The sequence below is a fragment of the Brevibacterium sp. S111 genome, assembly GCF_004745075.1.
GTDB lineage: Bacteria > Actinomycetota > Actinomycetes > Actinomycetales > Brevibacteriaceae > Brevibacterium.
In genome coordinates, this window is sequence record NZ_RHFH01000001.1 from 108,107 (window position 1) to 129,051 (window position 20,945).

At 66.4% G+C, this 20,945-nt stretch carries 21 protein-coding genes; 6 read left to right on the forward strand and 15 right to left on the reverse strand.

The features are described 5' to 3' along the window. Positions 1 to 53: 53 nt before the first annotated feature. The 3 genes from EB836_RS00585 to EB836_RS00595 all read left to right on the forward strand — a co-directional run bounded on the left by EB836_RS00585 (position 54) and on the right by EB836_RS00595 (position 3,213). Entirely contained in the window at positions 54 to 974 is a 921-nt protein-coding gene (locus EB836_RS00585) for a 1,4-dihydroxy-2-naphthoyl-CoA synthase (RefSeq protein WP_135537185.1), read from the forward strand. A 16-nt stretch (positions 975 to 990) separates the two neighbouring features. Further along, the gene (locus tag EB836_RS00590; protein ID WP_135537186.1) at positions 991 to 2,202 is read left to right on the forward strand and encodes an AMP-binding protein; all 1,212 of its coding nucleotides are present in this window, start codon (positions 991 to 993) and stop codon (positions 2,200 to 2,202) included. Between the two features lie 78 nt (positions 2,203 to 2,280). Beyond that, the gene (locus EB836_RS00595; RefSeq protein ID WP_135537187.1) at positions 2,281 to 3,213 is read left to right on the forward strand and encodes a 1,4-dihydroxy-2-naphthoate polyprenyltransferase; all 933 of its coding nucleotides are present in this window, start codon (positions 2,281 to 2,283) and stop codon (positions 3,211 to 3,213) included. 31 nt (positions 3,214 to 3,244) lie between these two features. On the opposite strand, the gene EB836_RS00600 is transcribed toward EB836_RS00595, so the two are convergent. After that, positions 3,245 to 3,547 carry a DUF4229 domain-containing protein gene (locus EB836_RS00600; RefSeq protein WP_135537188.1) on the reverse strand — a complete coding sequence of 101 codons (303 nt, stop codon included), beginning with the start codon at positions 3,545 to 3,547 and terminating at the stop codon, positions 3,245 to 3,247. Between the two features lie 84 nt (positions 3,548 to 3,631). Here EB836_RS00600 and EB836_RS00605 point away from each other — a divergent pair, with 84 nt between their 5' ends. Continuing rightward, complete coding sequence (locus EB836_RS00605) at positions 3,632 to 4,090, forward strand: PLD nuclease N-terminal domain-containing protein (protein ID WP_135537189.1); 459 nt, start codon at positions 3,632 to 3,634, stop codon at positions 4,088 to 4,090. A gap of 227 nt (positions 4,091 to 4,317) precedes the next feature. Here EB836_RS00605 and ccsB read toward each other — a convergent pair whose 3' ends face one another. From ccsB to EB836_RS00675, 14 genes are all read right to left on the reverse strand, one after another. Further along, a complete protein-coding gene (ccsB, locus tag EB836_RS00610; protein WP_135537190.1) occupies positions 4,318 to 5,325 on the reverse strand; it encodes a c-type cytochrome biogenesis protein CcsB in 1,008 nt (335 codons plus the stop codon). A gap of 147 nt (positions 5,326 to 5,472) precedes the next feature. Then, positions 5,473 to 7,140: a cytochrome c biogenesis protein ResB gene (locus EB836_RS00615; protein ID WP_240689511.1), complete on the reverse strand. Its 1,668-nt coding sequence runs from the start codon at positions 7,138 to 7,140 to the stop codon at positions 5,473 to 5,475. After that, on the reverse strand, positions 7,140 to 7,904 hold the full coding sequence (locus EB836_RS00620; protein WP_135537191.1) for a cytochrome c biogenesis protein CcdA: 765 nt from the start codon (positions 7,902 to 7,904) through the stop codon (positions 7,140 to 7,142). Before EB836_RS00620 ends, EB836_RS00615 begins: the two co-directional genes overlap by 1 nt. Then, entirely contained in the window at positions 7,901 to 8,497 is a 597-nt protein-coding gene (locus EB836_RS00625) for a TlpA disulfide reductase family protein (protein ID WP_135537192.1), read from the reverse strand. Before EB836_RS00625 ends, EB836_RS00620 begins: the two co-directional genes overlap by 4 nt. Continuing rightward, positions 8,494 to 9,135, reverse strand: coding sequence for a histidine phosphatase family protein (locus EB836_RS00630; RefSeq protein ID WP_135537193.1), 642 nt, complete (start codon positions 9,133 to 9,135; stop codon positions 8,494 to 8,496). The genes EB836_RS00625 and EB836_RS00630 overlap by 4 nt, the downstream gene beginning before the upstream one ends. Further along, positions 9,132 to 10,493, reverse strand: a complete 1,362-nt coding sequence (hemL, locus tag EB836_RS00635) for a glutamate-1-semialdehyde 2,1-aminomutase (protein ID WP_135537194.1) — start codon at positions 10,491 to 10,493, stop codon at positions 9,132 to 9,134. The genes EB836_RS00630 and hemL overlap by 4 nt, the downstream gene beginning before the upstream one ends. Before the next feature lie 87 nt (positions 10,494 to 10,580). After that, on the reverse strand, positions 10,581 to 11,093 hold the full coding sequence (locus tag EB836_RS00640; protein ID WP_135537195.1) for a MarR family winged helix-turn-helix transcriptional regulator: 513 nt from the start codon (positions 11,091 to 11,093) through the stop codon (positions 10,581 to 10,583). After that, positions 11,090 to 12,133, reverse strand: a complete 1,044-nt coding sequence (gene hemB / locus EB836_RS00645) for a porphobilinogen synthase (protein ID WP_135537196.1) — start codon at positions 12,131 to 12,133, stop codon at positions 11,090 to 11,092. The genes EB836_RS00640 and hemB overlap by 4 nt, the downstream gene beginning before the upstream one ends. A gap of 1 nt (position 12,134) precedes the next feature. Beyond that, the gene (locus EB836_RS00650; RefSeq protein ID WP_135537197.1) at positions 12,135 to 13,739 is read right to left on the reverse strand and encodes a uroporphyrinogen-III synthase; all 1,605 of its coding nucleotides are present in this window, start codon (positions 13,737 to 13,739) and stop codon (positions 12,135 to 12,137) included. Then, complete coding sequence (gene hemA, locus EB836_RS00655) at positions 13,736 to 16,213, reverse strand: glutamyl-tRNA reductase (RefSeq protein WP_135537198.1); 2,478 nt, start codon at positions 16,211 to 16,213, stop codon at positions 13,736 to 13,738. Before hemA ends, EB836_RS00650 begins: the two co-directional genes overlap by 4 nt. After that, a complete protein-coding gene (locus EB836_RS00660; RefSeq protein WP_135537199.1) occupies positions 16,210 to 16,905 on the reverse strand; it encodes a redox-sensing transcriptional repressor Rex in 696 nt (231 codons plus the stop codon). Before EB836_RS00660 ends, hemA begins: the two co-directional genes overlap by 4 nt. 27 nt (positions 16,906 to 16,932) lie before the next feature. Further along, positions 16,933 to 17,178 (reverse strand): glutaredoxin family protein, encoded by a 246-nt coding sequence (locus EB836_RS00665; RefSeq protein ID WP_135537200.1) that lies wholly within the window; start codon positions 17,176 to 17,178, stop codon positions 16,933 to 16,935. A 72-nt stretch (positions 17,179 to 17,250) separates the two neighbouring features. Continuing rightward, complete coding sequence (locus EB836_RS00670; RefSeq protein ID WP_009882927.1) at positions 17,251 to 17,349, reverse strand: AURKAIP1/COX24 domain-containing protein; 99 nt, start codon at positions 17,347 to 17,349, stop codon at positions 17,251 to 17,253. 188 nt (positions 17,350 to 17,537) lie between these two features. Beyond that, positions 17,538 to 18,734: an acetoin utilization protein AcuC gene (locus EB836_RS00675; RefSeq protein WP_135537201.1), complete on the reverse strand. Its 1,197-nt coding sequence runs from the start codon at positions 18,732 to 18,734 to the stop codon at positions 17,538 to 17,540. Between the two features lie 59 nt (positions 18,735 to 18,793). Here EB836_RS00675 and EB836_RS00680 point away from each other — a divergent pair, with 59 nt between their 5' ends. Beyond that, on the forward strand, positions 18,794 to 20,212 hold the full coding sequence (locus EB836_RS00680; RefSeq protein WP_240689513.1) for a potassium transporter TrkG: 1,419 nt from the start codon (positions 18,794 to 18,796) through the stop codon (positions 20,210 to 20,212). Continuing rightward, complete coding sequence (locus tag EB836_RS00685) at positions 20,205 to 20,867, forward strand: TrkA family potassium uptake protein (protein ID WP_135537203.1); 663 nt, start codon at positions 20,205 to 20,207, stop codon at positions 20,865 to 20,867. Before EB836_RS00680 ends, EB836_RS00685 begins: the two co-directional genes overlap by 8 nt. Positions 20,868 to 20,945 lie beyond the last annotated feature (78 nt).

The following is a 20,945-nucleotide window of genomic DNA, read 5'->3' on the forward strand; positions in this document are numbered from 1 at the left end:
AGGCCCACGACACCTGGACTCCGAACTCATAACCAAGCGCTAGGCTGGTGACCATGACGGTTTCAGCAATCTTCGACCCCTCCCTATGGCGTGAGGTCTCCGGCTTCGACTTCACCGACATCACCTACCACCGGGCGATCGACCCGACGACCGGTGACGACATCGGCTGCGTGCGCATCGCCTTCGACCGCCCCGAGGTCCGCAACGCCTTCCGCCCCCACACCGTCGATGAGCTCTATCGCGCCCTCGATCACGCCCGCCAGACCTCGGACGTGGGAGCCGTGCTGCTGACCGGCAACGGCCCGAGTGAGAAGGACGGCGGTTGGGCGTTCTGCTCCGGCGGCGACCAGCGCATCCGCGGACGGTCGGGCTACCAGTACGCTGCCGGTGAGACCCGGGAGTCCGTCGACCCGGCACGGGCCGGACGCCTCCACATCCTCGAGGTCCAGCGCCTCATCCGCACCATGCCGAAGGTCGTCATCGCCGTCGTCCCCGGCTGGGCGGCCGGCGGCGGGCACAGCCTGCACGTCGTGTGCGATATGACGATCGCCTCACGCGAACATGCGAAGTTCAAGCAGACCGATGCCGATGTCGGCTCCTACGACGCCGGCTACGGTTCGGCGTATCTCGCGAAGATGGTCGGGCAGAAGAAGGCGCGCGAGATCTTCTTCCTCGGCCGCACCTATTCGGCACAGCAGATGGCCGATATGGGCGCCGTCAACGAGGTCGTCGACCATGCCGAACTCGAATCGGCAGCCCTGACGATGGCGCGTGAGATCCTCGGCAAGTCCCCGAACGCGCAGCGCATGCTCAAGTTCGCGTTCAACCTCGCCGATGACGGACTCATGGGGCAGCAGGTCTTCGCCGGTGAGGCCACCCGCTTGGGCTATATGACCGACGAAGCCGTCGAAGGCCGTGACGCCTTCCTCGAGAAGCGTGACCCCGACTGGTCCCCGTTCCCCTGGTACTACTGAGCCACCGAGGTCGACCGTGACCAGTCGCGAACTCAGCGCCGCCGAACTGCCCGAGGCCATCGACCGTGCCCTTGCGGGGACGTCGATCCTCATCCTCCCGGCCTCCCGGGCCGGTGCCGTCACCGAAGCGGATCCCCGAATGTGGGCCGGTCCCGGCTCGTCGCCGGCGCTCGTCCTCTTCACCTCGGGATCGACCGGGCAGGCGAAGGCCGTCGCCTTGTCCTCCCACGCCCTGACCACCTCGGCGCGAGCGACCGAACGGTTCCTGTCCGGACCCGGAGATTGGCACCTATGTCTGCCGGTCAACCACATCGCCGGATTCCAAGTGGAGCTGCGAGCCCGCTTGGCGGGGCGGGCCCCCGTGCGGGCCGCCTCGGCGAGGTTCACCGCAGAATCATTCGCAGCCGCTGTCGACTCGCTGCTGCAGCGGGCGGGCGGGCGGCCCACATACACCTCGATCGTGCCCACTCAGCTGCACCGGATCCTTGACGATGACCGAGCGACGCGGGCGGCCGCGCAGATCTCCCACATCCTCCTCGGCGGGGCGGCGATCTCACCGGCACTGCTCGACCGGGCCGACGAAGCCGGACTGGCGATCGTGCGGACGTACGGGATGAGCGAAACAGCGGGTGGGTGCGTCTACGACGGTGTCCCCTTCGACGGGGTCGACATCACCATCACCGAGGCGGGCACGATCGACCTGCGCGGACCCGTCGTCGCCGACGCCTACGTCGGCATCGACGACGACGGGACCATCACTCCCATCGAGTCGGCGGCACTCACCACCGATGAGCAGGGGCGGGCACTCATGCACACGAGCGACCTCGGTCGACTCGACAACGGAGTGCTCAGCGTGCTCGGGCGCGCGGATGACATCATCGTCTCCGGCGGTGAGAACGTCTCCCCGCACGCCTTGGAGACCGGGCTGCTGCCGAGTTGGCAGCGCGCCGGTGTCACGGAGATGCTTGTGACCTGGGTGCCCGACGCGGAGTGGGGGAAGAAGATCGTCGCCCTCGTCCGACTCGCCGATGACTGCCCATTCGGTGCGGAGGAGACTCCGCGGCAGCTGGCACGGCACCTCAATGGGTTCGACCGGGACATGACCGGGCAGCTCCTGCCGCAGCTCGTCTTCGCCGTCGAGGAGATTCCGAGCCGGTCGATCGGCAAACCCGACAGGAAGGCGGCAGCGGAAGTCGCCGCCGAACTCGAGGCCGGGTCTGGTCCTTGAGACACCGAATACCGTTGCCGGTGAACAATCGGTAATATGAGACGGTTCGAGGACATGACAGGAAGGTGAGCGAGACCTATGGCTGATGCCGCCCAGTGGATATCGGGAGCTCGACTGAGAACTCTCCCCCTGGCTCTCGCCCCCGTCCTCATCGGCACCGGTGCCGCTATCGGATCGCTCGGCGGCTTCACCGCCTTCATCCTCGACGATCTCGCCGGCAGCAGCGACCACGTCAGCATGGCTCAGATCCTGCTGCGCGGTCTTCTGGCCCTCATCGTCTCGCTGTGCCTGCAGATCGGATCGAACTTCGCCAACGACTACTCCGACGGCATCCGCGGCACCGATGACGAACGCGTCGGACCGGTTCGGCTGACAGCCACCGGATTGGCGGAGCCGCATGCGGTCAAGCGAGCGGCCTTCCTCTTCTTCGGCATCGCCGGTCTCGCCGGCATCGTGCTCGTCCTCGTCTCACAGGCCTGGTGGTTCCTCATCGTCGGGGCTGCCGCAGTCGCCGCGGCCTGGTACTACACGGGCGGGAAGAAACCCTACGGGTACATGGGGCTGGGTGAAGTGTTCGTGTTCGTCTTCTTCGGCCTCGTCGCCACCTTGGGCACGATGTGGATGCAGGTCGGTCACCTCAGCCTCAGCGGCTGGGCCGGTGCCGTGGCGATCGGTTCGCTCGCCTCGGCGGTGCTCATGGTCAACAACCTCCGCGACATCCCCACCGACATCGAGGCCGACAAGATCACTCTGGCCGTACGGCTCGGCGACAACGCCGCGCGCATCGCCTACGCGGTGCTCGTGCTGCTGCCGTTCGCGCTGTTGGCGCTGGCGATCCTCGACGGGCATCCGGCAGTGGCGCTGGCGATCCTTGCCATGGTCCCTGCGCTGAGCCCGCTGAAGACCGTGCTCAGCGGCACCACAGGGCCGGGCCTGGTCCCGCCGATCAAGTCCACGGGACTGACCGGCCTGGCCTTCTCCGCGCTGATGGGGCTGGGCCTGGCACTCTGAGGCGCTGCAGGCCCGTCTGGGCTCGGTCGCCCTATTCGGGCTTGTCACCGTCGGTGCTGTCATCGTCGCCGACGCGATCCGCGACGATCCGGTCCTCGGCTTCCTCATCGGCACCCTTGCGCTTGGGCTTCGCGGCCTGTTTCGCCACGCGCTCTTCGATGTCGGTGGCCACCTGGGCGCGCATCCGCCCGAGGAACAGGTAGCTGAGCAGGGCTCCGATGATGATCGCGGCAAGTGCCATGACCATGTTGAAGCCGAGGAACGGGAACAGGACGAGGCCGACGGCGATGATGATGCCGAGGCGTGCGAGAGTGTAAAGCCAGAAGGTGCGCATTGAGCCTATTTTAGCCGCCGATCGTGACCGTCTCGTCACCGCCCGCCTGGGTCTGCGCTCAGGTTCGTGGACTATCCTTGATGCATGGCTCGATTTCTCATAGCCGCGATCGTCCTGGCGGCTGCGGTGACACTGTACGGACTCTTCGATTGCCTGTTGCGCGATCGGGGTCTGATTCGAGTCCTGCCCAAACCCGCGTGGGCGCTCATCATCCTCTTCATCCCCGTCCTCGGCTTCATCCTCTGGTACCTCTTCGGACGCGGCTCCGAAGACAAGCCTCCCAAAGCCGGACGCCGGCGCGGACCGACGGCACCCGATGACGACGTCGAATACCTGCGCCAGGTCGATCGCGACGTCAAGCTCGGCAAGCATGCACCGGAAGCCGAGCGTCACGATGAGCCGACCACTCCGGACAAGGATTCCGCACCGCCCGCTGACGGAGACGATTCCGCGGGTTCCTCCGCCGAAAGTCCGGCCGACACTTCAGCCGACAGCGATGACCGCGGCACCAACAAGGGCGATGGCCGCGGCCGCTCGGACTGAAACTGCCCGCCCACAGGGCACACGGAGCCTCCTCACCGGTCGCCGAGACACTCACCCAGCAGAACCGCTGAAGAACGTGGGCGCTGCGACACCAGATCCCAACGCCGCGTCCTGACGCCATCGCAGGTGCTGCCTCGCGAGCATCGTCACTCAACCCCCCGAGCATTCGGGGTTGCTGCGGTTGGCTCGCTGGAGCCCACGAGCATCCGAGGTTGCTGCAGTCGGGCTCAGTCGAGTCCGGAATACGAGTGCAGGCCGTTGAAGTACATGTTGACGACGGTGAAGTTGAAGATCACCGAGGCGATGCCGATGAGGTTGAGCACGGCCACCTTCGTCGGGCCCCAGCCGCGGGTCGCACGAGCGTGGAGGTACGCGGCGTAGATGACCCACACGACGAAGGTCCAGATCTCCTTTGAGTCCCAACCCCAGTAGCGGCTCCACGCCACCTCAGCCCAGATCGCACCGGCGATGAGCGTGAACGTCCAGGTGATGAACCCGACGGCCGCGATCGTGTAGGAGAGCCGTTCGAGATCGGTGCTCGAAGGCAGACGGTGCAGGAACCGCAGCCACTTCGGGTCCTTGGTCTCATGCACGCTCTTGAGGATCTGGAAGACCGCGAGGATCGCGGAGATGTAGAGCAGCGAGGTCGAAAGGATCGCGATCGGCACGTGGATGGCGATCCAGTAGGAGTCGAGCGCCGGAATGAGCTTCGCCGCAGGGGTGTAGAAGACGGTGATCGCCAGTCCCAGACACAACAGCACTCCCCCGGACACGAAGGTGCCCAGGTAGCGCACGTCCTTCTTCGTGAGCACGACGAGGTAGACGATGAGGGTGATCGCCGTGGCCGTGAGGACGTACTCCATCATGTTGCCCCACGGCACGCGGGACACCGACAGGGCCCGGGTGAGCACGGCTGCGACGTGCAGAAGACCGGCAAGCACGAGCAGCGAGGTGCCGATGCGCGCTCCGCGATGCCGTTTGGTCCGCGACTTCTCCGACGGCACGGAAGCGTCATCATCGTTTGGGCGGTCGAGGACCGCGGTCGACGCGGTCTTCCGGTTCGTCCGTCGGACGGTGCTCGCCTTGGCGGTGCTCTCGACGCTGGTCTCAGCGGTCTTGAGCTCACGAGCGCCGAAGAGGTCGAAAGCGTAGAAGATCATGGCGAAGGCGTAGACGATCATCGCCGAGATGATCAACTGGTTCGACCACATTGCGAGGTCAGTGTTGACGTCCATTCATCCTCCGCACTCTTCGGTGCCTTCAAATCGTGTGCTGTTCGTGCCGGTGCAGGCGCCCGCCGCCGTCGATCTCGTGCGAGCTGCTCACACTCCGCGGCTATTCTACTCCGCGTAGTAGGTCCGACTCACCTTTCGTGATCGCAGTCATCGACTCCCGTCTTCGTTCGGCCGATCGCGCAGGTCTTTGACCAGGTCTTCGACGGCGCGTCCGACCATGGGATCTTCTCCCCGAGCCAGGGCGGCCACCTCGGCGTTTCCGTCCTTGATCCGCACCCACACGCGACGGCGCGGGATGAACAGGGACAGGCCGAGTCCGAGCAGGATGAGGATGGCGCTGATGAGCATGAGGGCCTGTGTCGGATCCTGGGAGATGTCGACGGCGATGTACTTCTTCACCCCGTCGAAGGTCACCGAACCACCATTCGGCAGCTGCTGCGTCTCACCCTCGGCCAGCTGGATGACGAGCGGGTTGCCGGACTCATCGGTCATCTCGGTCATGTTGTCCGCGTCGAGGGAGTACACCGACTGCGGAGCTCCGGAGTCGAGGCCGAGGTCGCCGGTGTAGCCGCTCATCACGAGGTACGGATTGCGCAGTTCGGCGAAGCTCGACACCAGCTCGCCGTCCTCGTTCTGGGCGGCAGTCGGCAGGAACACGCCGACGAATCCCATCTGGCTTCCGGCCGCATCCGGGACCTTGATGACACCCTCGGAGGAGTATCCCGGGTCGCCGCCGTCGGGAATGAACACCTGCGGCCCGGAATGGACGACCTTGCCCTGCGCATCGCGGACGGTCACCTCGGGGGCGTAGCCGTTGCCGGTGAGATACACGCCGACGCCGTTGACCCGCACCGGTTCGTTGACCTTGAGCACATGCGAGTCCTGCTGCCCGTCGACGGTGGTCGTGACCTTCGCGTCGAAGCTGCGCGGCTGACCGAACTGATTTCCCGCCGCCCGATCGTCGAACGTCGAGGTGAAGGTGTCGAGTCTGAGCCGGAAATCCGGCAGATTGTCCGCATCGTAGTAGGAGCCCGGTTCGAACGAATCGTAGGACACGAGCGAGTTCGTGAACGTCTCCCCCTCGACGAGGATGCGCTGCCCTTCGTAGCCGAACAGAGAGCCGATCGCCATCGTCAGGGTGGCCATGAGCAGGGCGATGTGGAAGACGAGGTTGCCGGTCTCCCGCAGGTAGCCGCGTTCGGCGGCGACATGGTCGGCCTGCCGATTGATGCGGTATCCGGACTTCTTCAGTCGAGCTTCGGCGGCGTCGAGGAACGTCTCGTCCGCGTCCTCCCGCGAATCCGCGTCTGCCTGCGCAGAGGTGAAGGAGGCGTATCCGGGCATCCGGGTCAGCCTCTTCGGCGCCTTGGGCGGGGCCGAGCGCATCGCCTTCCAGTGCTGCTTGGTGCGCGGAACAACGCAGCCGACGAGCGAGATCATCAGCAGAAGGTAGATCGCGGAGAACCAGACGGAGGAGTAGACGTCGAACATCTGGATGGTGTCGAGGAACCTGCCCCACGCACCGTTGGCCTCAAGGAACGTATTCACCCGTCCCGGGTCCTGGATGCGCTGCGGCAGCAGAGAACCGGGGATCGCGGCGAGAGCGAGGACGAGCAGCAGGATGAGTGCCACGCGCATCGTCGTCAGCTGCGTCCAGGCCCACCGGCACATGCCGAAGAAGCCCAGCTGCGGCTGTGTCACGGTCGACTTCGCGGACGACTTCGCCCCCTGCTTCGCGGTCGGCTCGGCACCGGCGTTCGCGGTCGTGTGCGCGTCCGCCTGCGTGTTCTCCGAGCCTTCGGTCCTGCCCGTCACTAGATCACCACTTCAAATCCATTGATCAGACCTTGCAGAGAGGTCATCCACATATTCCATACGCCGCTGGCCATGAGCACACCGAGGACGATGAGCATGATGCCCCCGGCGCGCACGATCGAGGTCTGGTGCTTCCGGACCCATTCGAGTCGCCCCGCACCCTTGTGGATCGCCACCGCCAAGAGGATGAATGGCACGCCGAGTCCCAGACAGTAGACGAAGGCGAGGAAGGCACCGCGCCAGATCATCCCGTCACCGCCGAAGCTCACCGACATGCTCAGCACGGCCGACAGAGTCGGGCCGACACAGGGGGCCCAGCCGAGGGCGAAGGTCGCGCCGAGGACAGGTGCGCCCCACAGCCCCGCTTTCGGCTTGGCCCGGATCCGGTGTTCGTTCTGGAGCAGACCGAACCCGCCCATGAACACGAAGCCGGCGAGGATGACGATGATGCCGAGGATGCGAATGATGACCGACTGCCATTGGGAGAACAGCGCCCCGAGCGCGGAGAAGCCGGTCCCCAGCAGTACGAACACGACGGTGAATCCGAGCACGAACAAGCCGATGCCCACGACCACGCGCCATGTCTCTTTGTCTCTCAGCGAGGATCCGGACAGACCGGTGACGTACCCGACGTAACCGGGCACGAGCGGGAGCACACACGGGGAGACGAACGAGACGAGACCCGCCAGAGCCGCCGCACCGGCGGCCAGCAGCAGCGGGCCCGAGAGGATGGTCTGGGCGAACTCCGCCCCGAGCCCACTCACTCGGATCGCACGTCCTCGATGAGTCCCTTGAGCGTCGAGGCATCGATCTCACCGACGACCCGGGCCGCGGCACGGCCCTTGCCGTCGAGGACGACGGTCGACGGGGTGGCCTGCGGCGGCAGGATTCCCGAGAGCAGGGCAACCATGTCCCCGTCGCTGTCGAGCATGTTCGGGTACGGGACCTGGTAGTTCTGGACGAACGCATTCGCCGCGGCCGCCTGGTCACGGACGTTGACGCCGATGAACTGGGCCTTGTCTCCGAAGCCCTCCGACACGGACTTCAGGTCCGGGGCTTCCTTCCGGCACGGCGGGCAGGCCGCGTACCAGAGGTTGATGACCACCGGAGTCGGCCGCAGATCGGCCAGGGACATCTTCTTGCCGTCCAAGGTTTCGAACTCGAGGTCCAGGGGCTGTCCGCGATCCTTCGCGGCCACCTGCGAGACGACTCCCGAACCGGACACATAGCCCTGGTCGGAGCCGGCCTGATCGGCTAGGTCATCGTTCTCGCTGCAGGCGCTGAGCACCAGGGCCGAGCCGACGGCGAGGGCCGAGGTGAAGAGCGCGCGGCGGTTCAGTGGGCGATCGGAACTCATGCTCCTGCCACCGGGGTGCCGGGCTGCAGATCGGCGCAGATGCTTTCGTAACTCACGGACACCAGTGTGGACGAATCGAATGTGAAACTCGTGATAGAAGCCAGGTCACATTCGCGGCGACGCGGGTCGTGGACGAGAGACCGACCCTCCCCCGACAGACGGGTCATCCAGATCGGCAGCTGGTGGGAGACGATGACGCCTTCGGCGTCGGGACCGTGGTGGGAGAGCTTCGCGCGCAGGCTGGCGATCGCCGCGCGCATCCGCAGCACGATCTGCTTGTACGGCTCACCCCAGGAGGGCGTGAGCGGGTTGTACAGCCGCACGAGGTTCTTCGGCTCGGCGAGGTGACGCACCCCCACCTTCTGTCCTTCGAAGGAGTTCGCGGCTTCGATGACCCGGTCATCGGTGAACACCGGCAGGTCGAGGCTCGTGGCCAAGGGCGCGATGGTCTGCTGAGTCCGCAGCAGCGGGGAGGCGACGAGTTCGACGGGGGTCGTGGCCGTCTCGGCGAAATGCCTCGCCACACGGGCGGCCATCTCGTGCCCGCGGTCGGTCAGCCCGAAGTGCGGCAGCCGCCCGTAGAGGATCCCCTCGGGATTGTCGACCTCTCCGTGTCGGACCAGGTGGATGGTGCTCATGACTGCGCCTTCACGGTCTCCGGCACTCCGGCCGCCGCCTTCGCCGCTGCGGGCAGGGCGGAGATGATCCGGTCGAGGATCTCATCGGTGTGAGCGTAGGACAGGAACCAGGCTTCGAACGCGGACGGCGGCATGTGGATGCCCTGGTCGAGCATGGCGTTGAAGAACGCGGAGTAGCGGTCGACGTTCTGGCTGCGAGCATCGTCGTAGTTCGTCACGTCCTTGTCGGTGAAGAACACGGAGAACATCGAGTTCGCGGACTGGATGACGTGGGCGACGCCTTCGGCCTCGAGCGCGGACGCGACGGCCGGGCGCAGGATGTCCGCGGCCCGTTCGATGTGGGAGTACACGTCGAGCTCGGTGGTGAGTTTGAGCGTGGCGAGACCGGCGGCGGTGGCCACCGGGTTTCCCGAGAGCGTTCCCGCCTGGTAGACGGGTCCGGCAGGTGCCAGGTGGGCCATGATCTCGGCGCGACCGCCGAAGGCCGCGGCGGGGAATCCGCCGCCCATGACCTTGCCGAAGGTGAACAGGTCGGCCGGTCCCTCCGGGTAGCCCAGAGACTCGGATTCGAAACCGTACCAGCCCGCCGCGGAAACGCGGAATCCGGTCATCACTTCGTCGCTGATCATGAGCGCACCGTGAGCCTTCGTCAGTCGGCGGATGGTGGTGGTGAACCCGTCGCGGGGAGGGACGACGCCCATGTTTCCGGGGCTGGCTTCCGTGATGACACAGGCGATGTCCTCACCATGCTCGGCGAAGACGGATTCGAGCCCCGCGGCATCGTTGTAGTCGACGACGATGGTGTCCTGCGCCTGAGCTCCGGTGACTCCGGGGGTGTCGGGCAGGGAGAACGTGGCCAGACCGGATCCGGCCTGGGCCAACAGCGAATCGACGTGGCCGTGGTAGCAGCCGGCGAACTTCACGACCTTGGACCGGCCCGTGTACCCGCGGGCCAGTCGGATCGCGGACATGGTCGCCTCGGTGCCCGAGGACACGAGTCGCACCTGGTCGACGGGGTCGATGCGGGAGACGATCTCCTCGGCGAGTTCGACCTCACCGGTCGAGGGGGTGCCGAAGGAGAAGCCCTTGACCGCGGCTTGCTGGACGGCCGCGACGACCTCGGGGCGTGAGTGGCCCATGATCATCGGACCCCAGGATCCGATGAGGTCGATGTAGTCGTTGCCGTCGACGTCGCGCAGCCACGCTCCGGTCGCCTCGGTGATGAATCGGGGGGTGCCGCCGACGGCTTTGAACGCGCGGACCGGGGAGTTGACTCCGCCGGGGATGACCGCCTCGGCGCGGGTGAACAGGGCGGCTGACTCATCGGTGGGGTGAGAGTTCGTCGGTGCTGTCGTCATGGGGTCTCCTCTGCTTCTGCCCGGGTCGGTGCGTCTGGCCGGGTCGGTGTCGTCACGGATCGTGGTCGGATACGCGGTCGGTGCGCCTCAGGCGCCGCCGGTCTCGCCGGTGTGGACGTTCTCACCAGTGTGGTCGGTCTCGCCGGTGTGGCTCAAATGCTCGAAGACTTTGGTGAAGACGCGGCCCAGCGCCGCCATCTCCTCGAGTTCGAGAAGGTCGACGAGGTGGTTGCGGACTCCCGCGACATGGTCGGGGGCCGCGGTGCTCAGCAGCTGCCATCCGGCTGCCGTCATCACGCAGTTGACTCCGCGTCCGTCCTCGGGGATGGCCGAGCGTTCGAGCAGTCCGCGCTTCTCCATCCGGGCCACACTGTGGGTCAGCCGGGACCTCGACATCGTCGTGTCCGTGGCGAGCAGGGCCATGCGCATCGTTCTGTCCTCGTGTTCGGACAGGCGCACCAGGATCTCGTACTCGGGCAGACCGATGCCGTGCTTCTCCCGCAGCTCCTTGTCCAGCTGCGCACTCAGCAGCTGGGAGCCGCTCAGGTAGCTGCGCCACGCCTTCTGGTCCGCAGGATTGAGCCAGCGGGGTTCGGTCATCGCCGGGCTCCGGTCGCCGCCCCGACGGCTGCGCCTGACGCGGTGGTGCCGGCGGCTTCGGTCTGGAGGCGCTGGGCGACCTCGGTGGCCCAGTAGGTGAGGATCGCATCGGTGCCGGCCCGTTTGAAGGAGATGAGGGATTCCTCGATCGCCTTCTCACGGTCGATGGCTCCGGCCGCGGCCGCGAATTCGATCATCGCGTACTCCCCCGAGACCTGGTAGGTCCACACGGGCACGATGGATTCGCGGGCGACTTCGGCGAGAACGTCGAGGTAGGGCAGTCCGGGCTTGACCATGACGACGTCGGCACCCTCGGCGAGGTCGAGGCCGAGTTCGCGCATCGCCTCGCGGCCGTTGGCGGGATCCTGCTGGTAAGTCTTGCGATCGCCCTGGAGTTCGGAATCCACGGCTTCGCGGAACGGCCCGTAGAAGGCGGAGGCGTACTTCGCGGTGTAGCCCATGATGACGGTGTCAGTGAACCCGGCCGCGTCGAGTGCCTCCCGACAGTAGGCGACCTGACCGTCCATCATGCCGGAGAGTCCGAGCACCTCGGCTCCGGCGCGAGCCTGTGCCAGCGCCATCGACGCGTAGCGGTCGAGGGTCGCGTCGTTGTCGACGGCTCCGGAGTCGTCGAGGACTCCGCAGTGACCGTGCGAGGTGAACTCGTCGAGGCACAGATCGGACATGATGACCGTGTCCTCGCCGAGGTGCTCGTGCAGAAGCGCGAGCGCACGGTTGAGGATCCCCTCGGGCGCGTCGGCCTGGGAGCCGATCGGATCCTTGTGTTCGGGGATCCCGAAGAGCATGAGTCCGCCGACTCCGGCTGCGACGGCTTCGCGGGCGGCGTCGAGCAGCGAGTCCACTGTGTGCTGGACGACTCCGGGCATCCCGCCCAAGGGAGCCGGTTCGCTCAGCTCCTCTTTGACGAACATCGGCAGGACGAGGTCGGCGGGGTGGAGGCGGACCTCGGAGACGAGGCGGCGCAGCGCCGGGGTCGTGCGCAGCCGGCGGGGACGAACGGATCCGGGAACCAATGACATGTCAGGCCTTCCTTCTGCGGCGCTTCTGGCTCGGACGCTTCGGGGAGACCCCGGCGTCCACGTCTTCAGCCCGCTTGGTGAGAGCGAATTCGACGAGTCCGTCGATGAGCGAAGTGAGGTTGGCTTCCTCGGCGAGGACGTCGACGCGCAGTCCGTGTTCTTCCGCGGTGTTCGCGGTCGCCGGGCCGATGCAGCAGATCACCGAGGTGGGGGCGGGTTTGCCGGCGATGCCGACGAGGTTGCGCACCGTGGAGGAGGAGGTGAAGAGGAAGGCATCGAAGTCGCCGGCCTTGATCGATTCGCGGATCGGCGCCGGCGGCGGGGAGGCCCGCACTGTGCGGTAGGCGGTGACGTCGTCGGGGTCCCACCCCTTCTCCAGCAGTCCGGCCACGAGCACCTCGGTGGCGATGTCGGCACGGGGCAGCAGCACGGTGTTCATCGGGTCGATGTCATCGACGAAGTCGGGCCAGGCCGCGGCCAGGCCACGCGCCGAGTGCTCACCGTCGGGGACGAGATCGGGGGTGATGCCCCAGTCGACGAGCGCGGCGGCGGTGCGGCCGCCCACGGCCGCGACCTTGACTCCGGCCATCGACCGGGAGTCGAGTCCGAAGTCCTCGAACCACATGCGCACCGCACGCACGGCGTTGACCGAGGTGAAGCCGACCCATTCGTAGGACCCGTCGACGAGGCCGCGGATCGCCTTCTCCATTTGGGTCGGTGTGCGCGGGGGCTGCACGGCGATGGTGGGGACGACGGTGCCGACGGCACCGAGCTCGGCCAGCGCCTCGGCAGTGGAGGTTCCCTGTTCCTTCGTCCGCGGGATGAGCACCTGCCAGCCGAAGAGGGGTTTGGATTCGAACCAGCTGAGTTCTCCTCTGGATTCCACTCCCTGTCCCATGATCACCACCATACGATCCGAACCTGTCTGAGCCATGGACAGCGCCTGCTTCAGGGTGGTCTCCACACTCGTCTGCTCGATCGTGGAGATCCCCCAGCCGAGGAGGACCTTCGTGTCCTCGTCCCAGCCGTCGGCCAGCAGTGCTTCGATGGCCTGTTCATGAGCGGCAGCGGAGCCGGTGAGCACATGAGTGGTGTTGCGGTGACGGGAGACGTCGACATGCGTCTGCGGTCCGGCTTCGATGAAGCGCACCGAACGCACCCGGTTCGTCGTCAGCGCGGTGCCGGTGAAGGCCGCCGTCGAGGCGGACAGTCCGACGCCGGGCACGATCTCCACCTCGACCTGTTCCTTGCGGCACACAGCGGCCTCGGCGGTCGTCGTGGTGAAGATGATCCCGTCATCCGAGCTCAGCCGCACCACCGTGTTGTCGGGGCGGGCGAGTCCGGCCAGGCGGCGGCCGCGGGTCGACGCGGCGACACCGAGATCGGCGGCGTCGATGAGCTTCGCCGCCTGCGGCACATACGCGGTGACGATCTCCGAGTGCACATCGGCGTCGTAGACGACGGTCTCCGCGGTGGCGAGGATCTCTGCCCCGCGCATCGTCATCAGCCCGGATTCGCCGGGGCCGCTGCCGATGAAGACGACACGCGGTGCGGCCGGCAGGAGTCGGCGGGGCTGGACCCGGCCCGTGGTCGGTGCGTTGGTCATCCCTGCTCCTGTGCCTTGACGGGGGTGAGGTGATCGGCGCTGGCCGCCGGGTCGATGCCGAGCCGATCGAGCAGGTCTTCGGCGGCTGCGGTGCCGAGTTCGTCGGCGACGCGGGCGAGTTCCTTCGCGGCCACGGTCAGCTGCTGCTGTGTTCCGGCGGACCAGTCGACATCCGGGACGGCAGGCAGTTCGGTGCTCTGTCGGGTGCGGGCGAGCTTGCCGTCGTCGTCGGCCATGACGGCGTCGACGATGAACGTGGTGCCTTCGATCTTCGCGAGGGCACCGATCGGTGCCGAACATCCTGCCTCGGCGCGGGAGAGGATCGCCCGTTCGCACGTGACGGACAGGTCCGTGGTCTGGTCGTGGATGCGCCGCAGCGCGGCACGCACTTCGGCATCGGCGTTGAGGATGCCTTCGGTGTTCGCGAAGTTGCTGTCGGCGCTGCGAGTCTCCACGGCCAGGGCGCCTTGGCCGGGGGCGGGCAGCATGACATCGAAGTCGATCGAATCGGTGGCTTCGGCCAGACGACCGATGCGGCGCACACCGGCAGCGGCGAGTACGACAGCGTCGAGGCGTCCGTCGCGGACGTGGGCGATGCGGGTGTCGACGTTGCCGCGCACCCCGCGGACCTCGATATCGGGGCGGGCGGCACGCAGCTGCACGGCTCGGCGCGGCGACCCGGTGCCGATGACGGAACCTGCCGGCAGCTGAGCCAGGCTCAGACCGTCACGGCCGATGAGCACATCGGCAGGATCGACGCGCGGCGGGATGGCCGCCATCTGGATGCCCGCCTCGGGGGTGGTGGGCAGGTCCTTGAGCGAGTGCACGGCGAGGTCGATCTTGCCCTGGTGCAGGGCCTGACGGACGGCGGAGACGAAGACCCCGGTGCCGCCGAAGCCGGCCAGCGGGGACATGTTGACATCACCCTCGGTGACGACTTCGACGATCTCGACCCGCCAGCCGGTGAGCGCGGCGATCTGGTGGGCGATCGCCGTGGACTGGGAGCGGGCCAGCTGAGACCGGCGGGTGCCCAGTCGCACGGTGCGGCCGCTGAAGTGTTCGGGTTCGACGATGTCGAGCGTGTGATCGGCGACCGGGCGGATACCGTCGGCCTCGACATGGTGGACGCTGGCGGCCTTCGCGACCTTCGTCTCCGGTGGGGTCATGGCGTGGGCGACCTTGTTCACGGGCAGATCGAACAGCTGCATGAGCGCCTGAGCGTAGTCGACCTCGGACTCGGTCACAGCCAGTTCCTTGACCTTCACGGTCGGGGTGTGGATGAGCTTCTCGGCCACCCGGTGCAGGGACTTGCGGATCTCGGCGAAGGATTTCTCGTCCACGGCCGCACCGAGCTTCTTCTCCAGACGCTGCGTCTCCGCGGCGAGCACGTCCTTGGCGTGGGTGCGCAGAGCGGTCACCGTCGGGGCGACCGAGCGTTCCTTGTTGCCGGTGGCGATGTTCTCGATTTCGGCGGCGATGATGGTGCGAACCGCGTCGACGGTGCCGGCGACCTTCGCATCGCGTTCCTTGTCAGAGTTCTTCAGCAGCTCCCGGATCTCGCCGAGACCGAACAGGGCGACGTGCTCGAATTCGCGCACGCTGGGGTCGATGTCGTGTGGCAGGGCGAGGTCGATGAAGGCCTTGTTCGCCGCACCCTTGGGGTTCTGGGACAGGCCGGCGACGATGTCGTCGCGGGAGACGACGACGCCGCGGGCACCGGTGCAGGAGACGATGAGGTCGGCGTCGGCGATCTCTTCGGCCATCACACGCGGGGTCAGTTCGCGGGCACGCCCGCCCACTTCGGCCACGAGGCGTTCGGCCTTCTCCAGGGTGCGGTTGAGCACGGTGATGCGTCCGACGCCTTCCCTGTGCAGCCCGGACACGACGAGACCGGACATCGCTCCGGCGCCGATGACCAGGGCGTTGGCCGCGCGCAGCGAACCGATGTGTCCGGCCGAGGCTTCGAGTGCCGCGCCGAAGAGCGAACGGGCGACCTCGCCGAGGTCGGTCTCCGAGTGAGCGCGTTTGCCCACGCGCAGCGCCTGCTGGAGGGCCTGGGACAGTTCCGAGGTCAGTGCCTTGTCAGTCTGCGAATCGGTGAAGGCCGAGCGCAGCTGGCCGAGGATCTGAGCCTCGCCGATGGCCATCGAGTCGAGCCCGCAGGCGACCTTGAGCAGATGCTCCATGGCCTGGTTGTCATAGTGGGCATAGAAGTGGCCGGCGATGTCCGACCACTCTTTGTCGATCGAGGACACCAGAGCGTTGCCGAGGTCGGCCAGTCCCCCGTGGAAGGCGGAGACGTCGGCGATGAGTTCGAGCCGGTTGCAGGTGGAGAGCACCGCAAGTCCGTCGACGTTGTCTCCCGCCAGAGCATCAGTTCGCAGGGTGCCGACCTCGCCGGCGCTGAAGGCCAGCTTGTCGAGCATGTCGATCGGGGCCGACTGATGGGAAATGCCGAGAACCAAGAGAGTCAATTCCTGTGCTCCTCAAAACCAGGGTTGAGCGGTGCCGTATCCAGCGCCGAATAGTATGCGAGTACTTGCAGCTCACTGGCCAGATCGACTTGGTGGACACGGACGGTGTCCGGGGCGTCGAGCACGGTGGGTGAGAAATTGAGAATGCCGCGCACACCCGCTTCGACGGCCGTGTGGGCCGCCGCGGGTGCCGCGGCTGCGGGGACGGCCATGACCACCAGGTCGATGTGTTCGGGCCAGGTGGTCAGCTCGTCCAGAGAGGAGACGGTCAGTGTGCCGATGGCGGTGCCGATCTTCTCCTCGTCGATATCGAAGATGGCGGTCAGACGCAGACCGCGTCGGCGGAATCCGGCGTAGTCGGCCAGTGCGGAGCCGAGACGACCGGCGCCGATGATGGCGACGCTGCGGTCCCGGTCGAGACCGAGGAAGGTCCGCAGGGTCGCAGCCAGTTCCGGGCAGGAGTAGCCGACGCCGCGGGTGCCGGAGCGTCCCAGCTGGGACAGGTCCTTGCGCAGGATCGACGGGGACACCCCGCTGCGAGCAGCGAGGTCATCCGAAGACACTGTCTCCTGGCCTGTTGCGGCGATGGTCTCGACGGTCTGCAGGTAGATCGGAAGTCGGGAGATCACGCGCTCGGGTACGTCCTTGCGAACAACACCCTCAATCCTGTTGGCGGACAGAATCTCGCCCACGAATCCGTCTCACTCCTTCAATCGATCTCATGCGCCCAGTGCCGTGAGGGCCTTGGACAGCCGATCCTTCTCGACTCGATGAAAACTGTGCTGGCGCCCGTTGAGGAGCACGACCGGAACGTCCCAGCCGTACTGCGCGGCCAGGTCGTCATCGGTGTCGATATCGATCTCGGTCACGTTCACGTCTCTGCCGGCGGCCACCTCGGTGACGGTCTGCAGCGCCTGAGCGCACAGATGGCAGTCGACGCGCGTGAGGAAGGTCAGCTCGACCATGGCTCACTCCTCATCGGGTGCAACAAACCCCGCCGAGAAATCACTCGAGCGGGGGCGTAGGACCGTCGGGTCTTACTTCTTGTTGCGACGCTGGTGACGTGTCTTGCGAAGCTGCTTGCGGTGCTTCTTCTTCGACATACGCTTGCGGCGCTTCTTGATGACTGAGCCCACTCGGGTACCCCTTGTGCTTGTCGGTGGAGGGTGAACACCAGGTGCCCACCCATTGAACTAACCGTGCAATTCTATCGCCTGCCGGCCTGCTTTCCCAAAACTGTGTCGAGATCCACAGCGGCCGGAAGACTCAGCCGCGTCACCGCGGGGTGCCGGCCCGGTCGGGGCGTGAGCTGCGGGCTCGCGGCTCAGTCGAAGTACGGGTCGAGTCCGAAGAAGGGGAAGATGTTCTTCCGTGTTCCCATCACGGTCCTGTCGAGCTCGGCTTCGGGGTCGAATCCCTTCGACCACGGCTCGAAGGCTCCGTCGAATCCGTCGGTCATCGACAGCGGCGCTTCGCGCCCGGTCTTCGTCTGCGCGTAGTTCGCCCAGCGACCCGGGATGCGGGCGCCGGGTTCGATGTCGCGGCCGGCGGCGATGGCCAACAGATTCGTCCATACGCGGGGCACGACGTCGATGATCGCGTACCCGCCGCCGCCGACGGACAGCCATCTCCCCTCCGCGTGTTCGACCGCGAGGTCCCGGACCCGTTCGGCGGCGATCCGCATCGCATCCACACTCAGCCGCATATGAGTCAGCGGGTCGCTGCGGTGACCGTCACAGCCGTGCTGGGAGACGATGACCTGCGGTTCGAAGGCAGCGACGACCTGCGGGACCGTGGCGTCGAAGGCCCGCAGCCAGTCCGCGTCCCCGGTGCGCGGGGGCAGAGCGACATTCATCGCCGAGGCGGCCGCCTTCAGTCCCCCGATGTCCGCGGGATAGCCCGTGCCGGGAAAGAGGAACTTCCCCGATTCGTGGATCGAAATGGTCAGCACCCGCGGATCGTCCCAGAAGAACGTCTCCACACCGTCACCGTGGTGGGCGTCGAGGTCGAGGTAGACGATGCGCTCGAAGCCGGCGTCGAGGAATTCGGTGATTCCGGCGGCGGCATCGTTGTACACGCAGAACCCGCTGGCCTTGCCCGGCATCGAGTGGTGCATTCCGCCGCAGAAGTTCACGGCGCGCCGGTAGCCGCCGGAGATGATGGCGTCGGCGGCATCGATGCTGCCTTGGAACAGCAGTGCCGAGGCGGTGTGCATGTTCTCGAAGCCGGGAACATCCTCGGTGCCGATGCCGTAGCGGTCCGCGTCCTCTTCGCTGAGGCCCTCGGGGGTTCCTGCCTGTTTGACGGCGGCGATGAAGTCGGCGTCGTGGAGTCGGGCGAGCTTGGCCTCGTCGATGTCATTGATCGGGTGGACGTGGACGTTCTCGGCGTCGAAGAGCCCGAAATCGAGGGCAAGCTTCGCCGTCAGGTCGAGCCTGAAGGGGTGCATGGGGTGGCTGGGACCGAAGTTGTAACCGGTCACCGTTTCGTCCCACACGACATAGACATCATTTTCGGCCATGCCCACCATGCTATATGGCACAGCTCACCTGCACCGGTTCCGGGGCCTGCGGATCTACCATGGTGCTTGTGTCCAAGAATTCCGCACCGCGCTTCGATCGGCTGCTGCGGCCGGGACGGTGGGTCCGTGACTTCGTCGACGACCTCGCCGTCGCCTCGCCCGCCCGGTTGGCGATCGGCTCGTTCATCGCCGTCGTCGCTCTCTTCGCGATCCTGCTGATCCTGCCGGCGAGCATGCGCGACCCGGGCTCGGTGGATCGGGTCACGCACATCGCGAACTCCGTCTTCGTCGCCGTCTCGGCAGTGTGTGTGACCGGGCTCAGCCCGGTCGTGACGGAGGAGTACTGGTCGGATTTCGGGATCTCGGTGATCACCGCCGGCATCCAGGTCGGTGGTCTCGGCATCCTCACCCTCGCCTCGGTGCTGGGCATGGCGGTCTCACGTCGGCTGGGGGTCCGGCAGCGGCTCATCGCCCAGCAGGCCACCTCGGCGCTCAATCTGGGTCAGGTCGGCTCCCTGCTCAAGACCGTGGTCATCACGATCTTCACGGCCGAATCGATCCTCGCCGTGCTGCTGTTCCCGCGCTTCCTCATGCGCGGGGAGTCCTTGGGCGATGCGACCTGGTATTCGGTGTTCTACTCGATTTCGGCATTCAACAACGCCGGTTTCACCATTCACCCCGGCGGGGCCGCGTATTTCGCCGTGGATCCGTGGATCCTGTCTCTGCTCATGGCCGGCGTGTTCGTCGGGTCTCTCGGGTTTCCCGTCGTGCTCATGGTCGCGATGTTCTGGAATCGGCCGAGCCGCTGGGACCTGCACACGAAGCTGACGCTGACGACCACGACGACGGTGCTGGCGGTCGGCCTGCTGCTGTTGGCGCTGTTCGAGTCGGCGAACCCGGCGACGCTCGGCGACAAGAACGCCGGGCACACCTTCGTCGAGGTGCTGTTCATGGCCGTGATGCCCCGGTCTGGGGGTTTCGCGACGATGGACGTCGCGGACATGAGTCAGGCCTCGCACCTGCTCATGGATCTCATGATGTTCATCGGCGGCGGTTCGTCCTCGACAGCCGGCGGCATCAAGGTCACGACCGTGGCCGTGCTCGTCCTCGCCGCATTTGCGGAGGCCCGGGGCCTGCAGGATGTCCACGTGTTCGGTCGGCGGCTGACCTCCTCGACGATCAAACTCTCGATCTCGATCCTGCTCACCGGCGCGATGATCGTCTTCGTCGGCACCCTGACGATGCTGCAGATCAGTGCCGAACCGCTCGACCGCGTGCTGTTCGAGGTGATCTCGGCCTTCGGCACGGTGGGTTTGAGCTCCGGGGTGTCCGCGTCGTCACCGCATGCGGGGCTCTATGTTCTGTCGGTGATCATGCTCATCGGCCGACTCGGTACGATTACACTTGCGGCTGCACTGTCCATGCAGGATTCGGTGCGCCTGTACCGCTACCCCGAGGAAAGGCCCGTCGTTGGCTAACGAACACAGCTCCATCCTCGTCATCGGACTGGGACGATTCGGGTCCTCGACGGCGGCCACCCTGGCCCGGCTGGGACGTGAGGTCATGGCGATCGAGCACAACCCCGAGCTCGTCAGGGACTGGTCCGGCAAGCTCACCCACGTCGTCGAAGCCGATTCGACGAATATCGACGCGCTGCGCCAGGTCGGTGCCGGTGACTTCTCGACTGCCGTCGTCGGCATCGGCACCTCGATCGAAGACAGCGTGCTGACGACTGCGAACCTCGTCGACCTCGGTGTCGGGCAGGTGTGGGCGAAGGCGATCTCCCCCTCCCACGGCAAGATCCTCCACCGCATCGGAGCCCACCACGTCCTCTACCCGGAGTCGGATGCCGGACGCCGTGTGGCTCACCTCGTCAGTTCGCGGATGATGGAGTACATCGAGTTCGACGAAGGCCACTTCGCGGTGGTCAAGATGCGTCCGCCGCGGGAGATCCAGGGCTTCACGCTCAGTGAATCCGGAGTCCGCGACAAATACGGCGTCACGATCGTGGGCATCAAGAGTCCCGGCCGCGACTTCACCTATGCGGACCCGACGACCCGGGTGGGCAAACAGGATCTGCTCATCGTCGCCGGCCACGTGGAGCTGCTGGGACGGTTCGCCGGTCGGCCGTAGGCTGCAGATTCCGCCGCTTCTGCGGTCACGGACTGCGGTCACGGACGAGGCGGGAAACCGTCCGAGCAGTGGGCACAA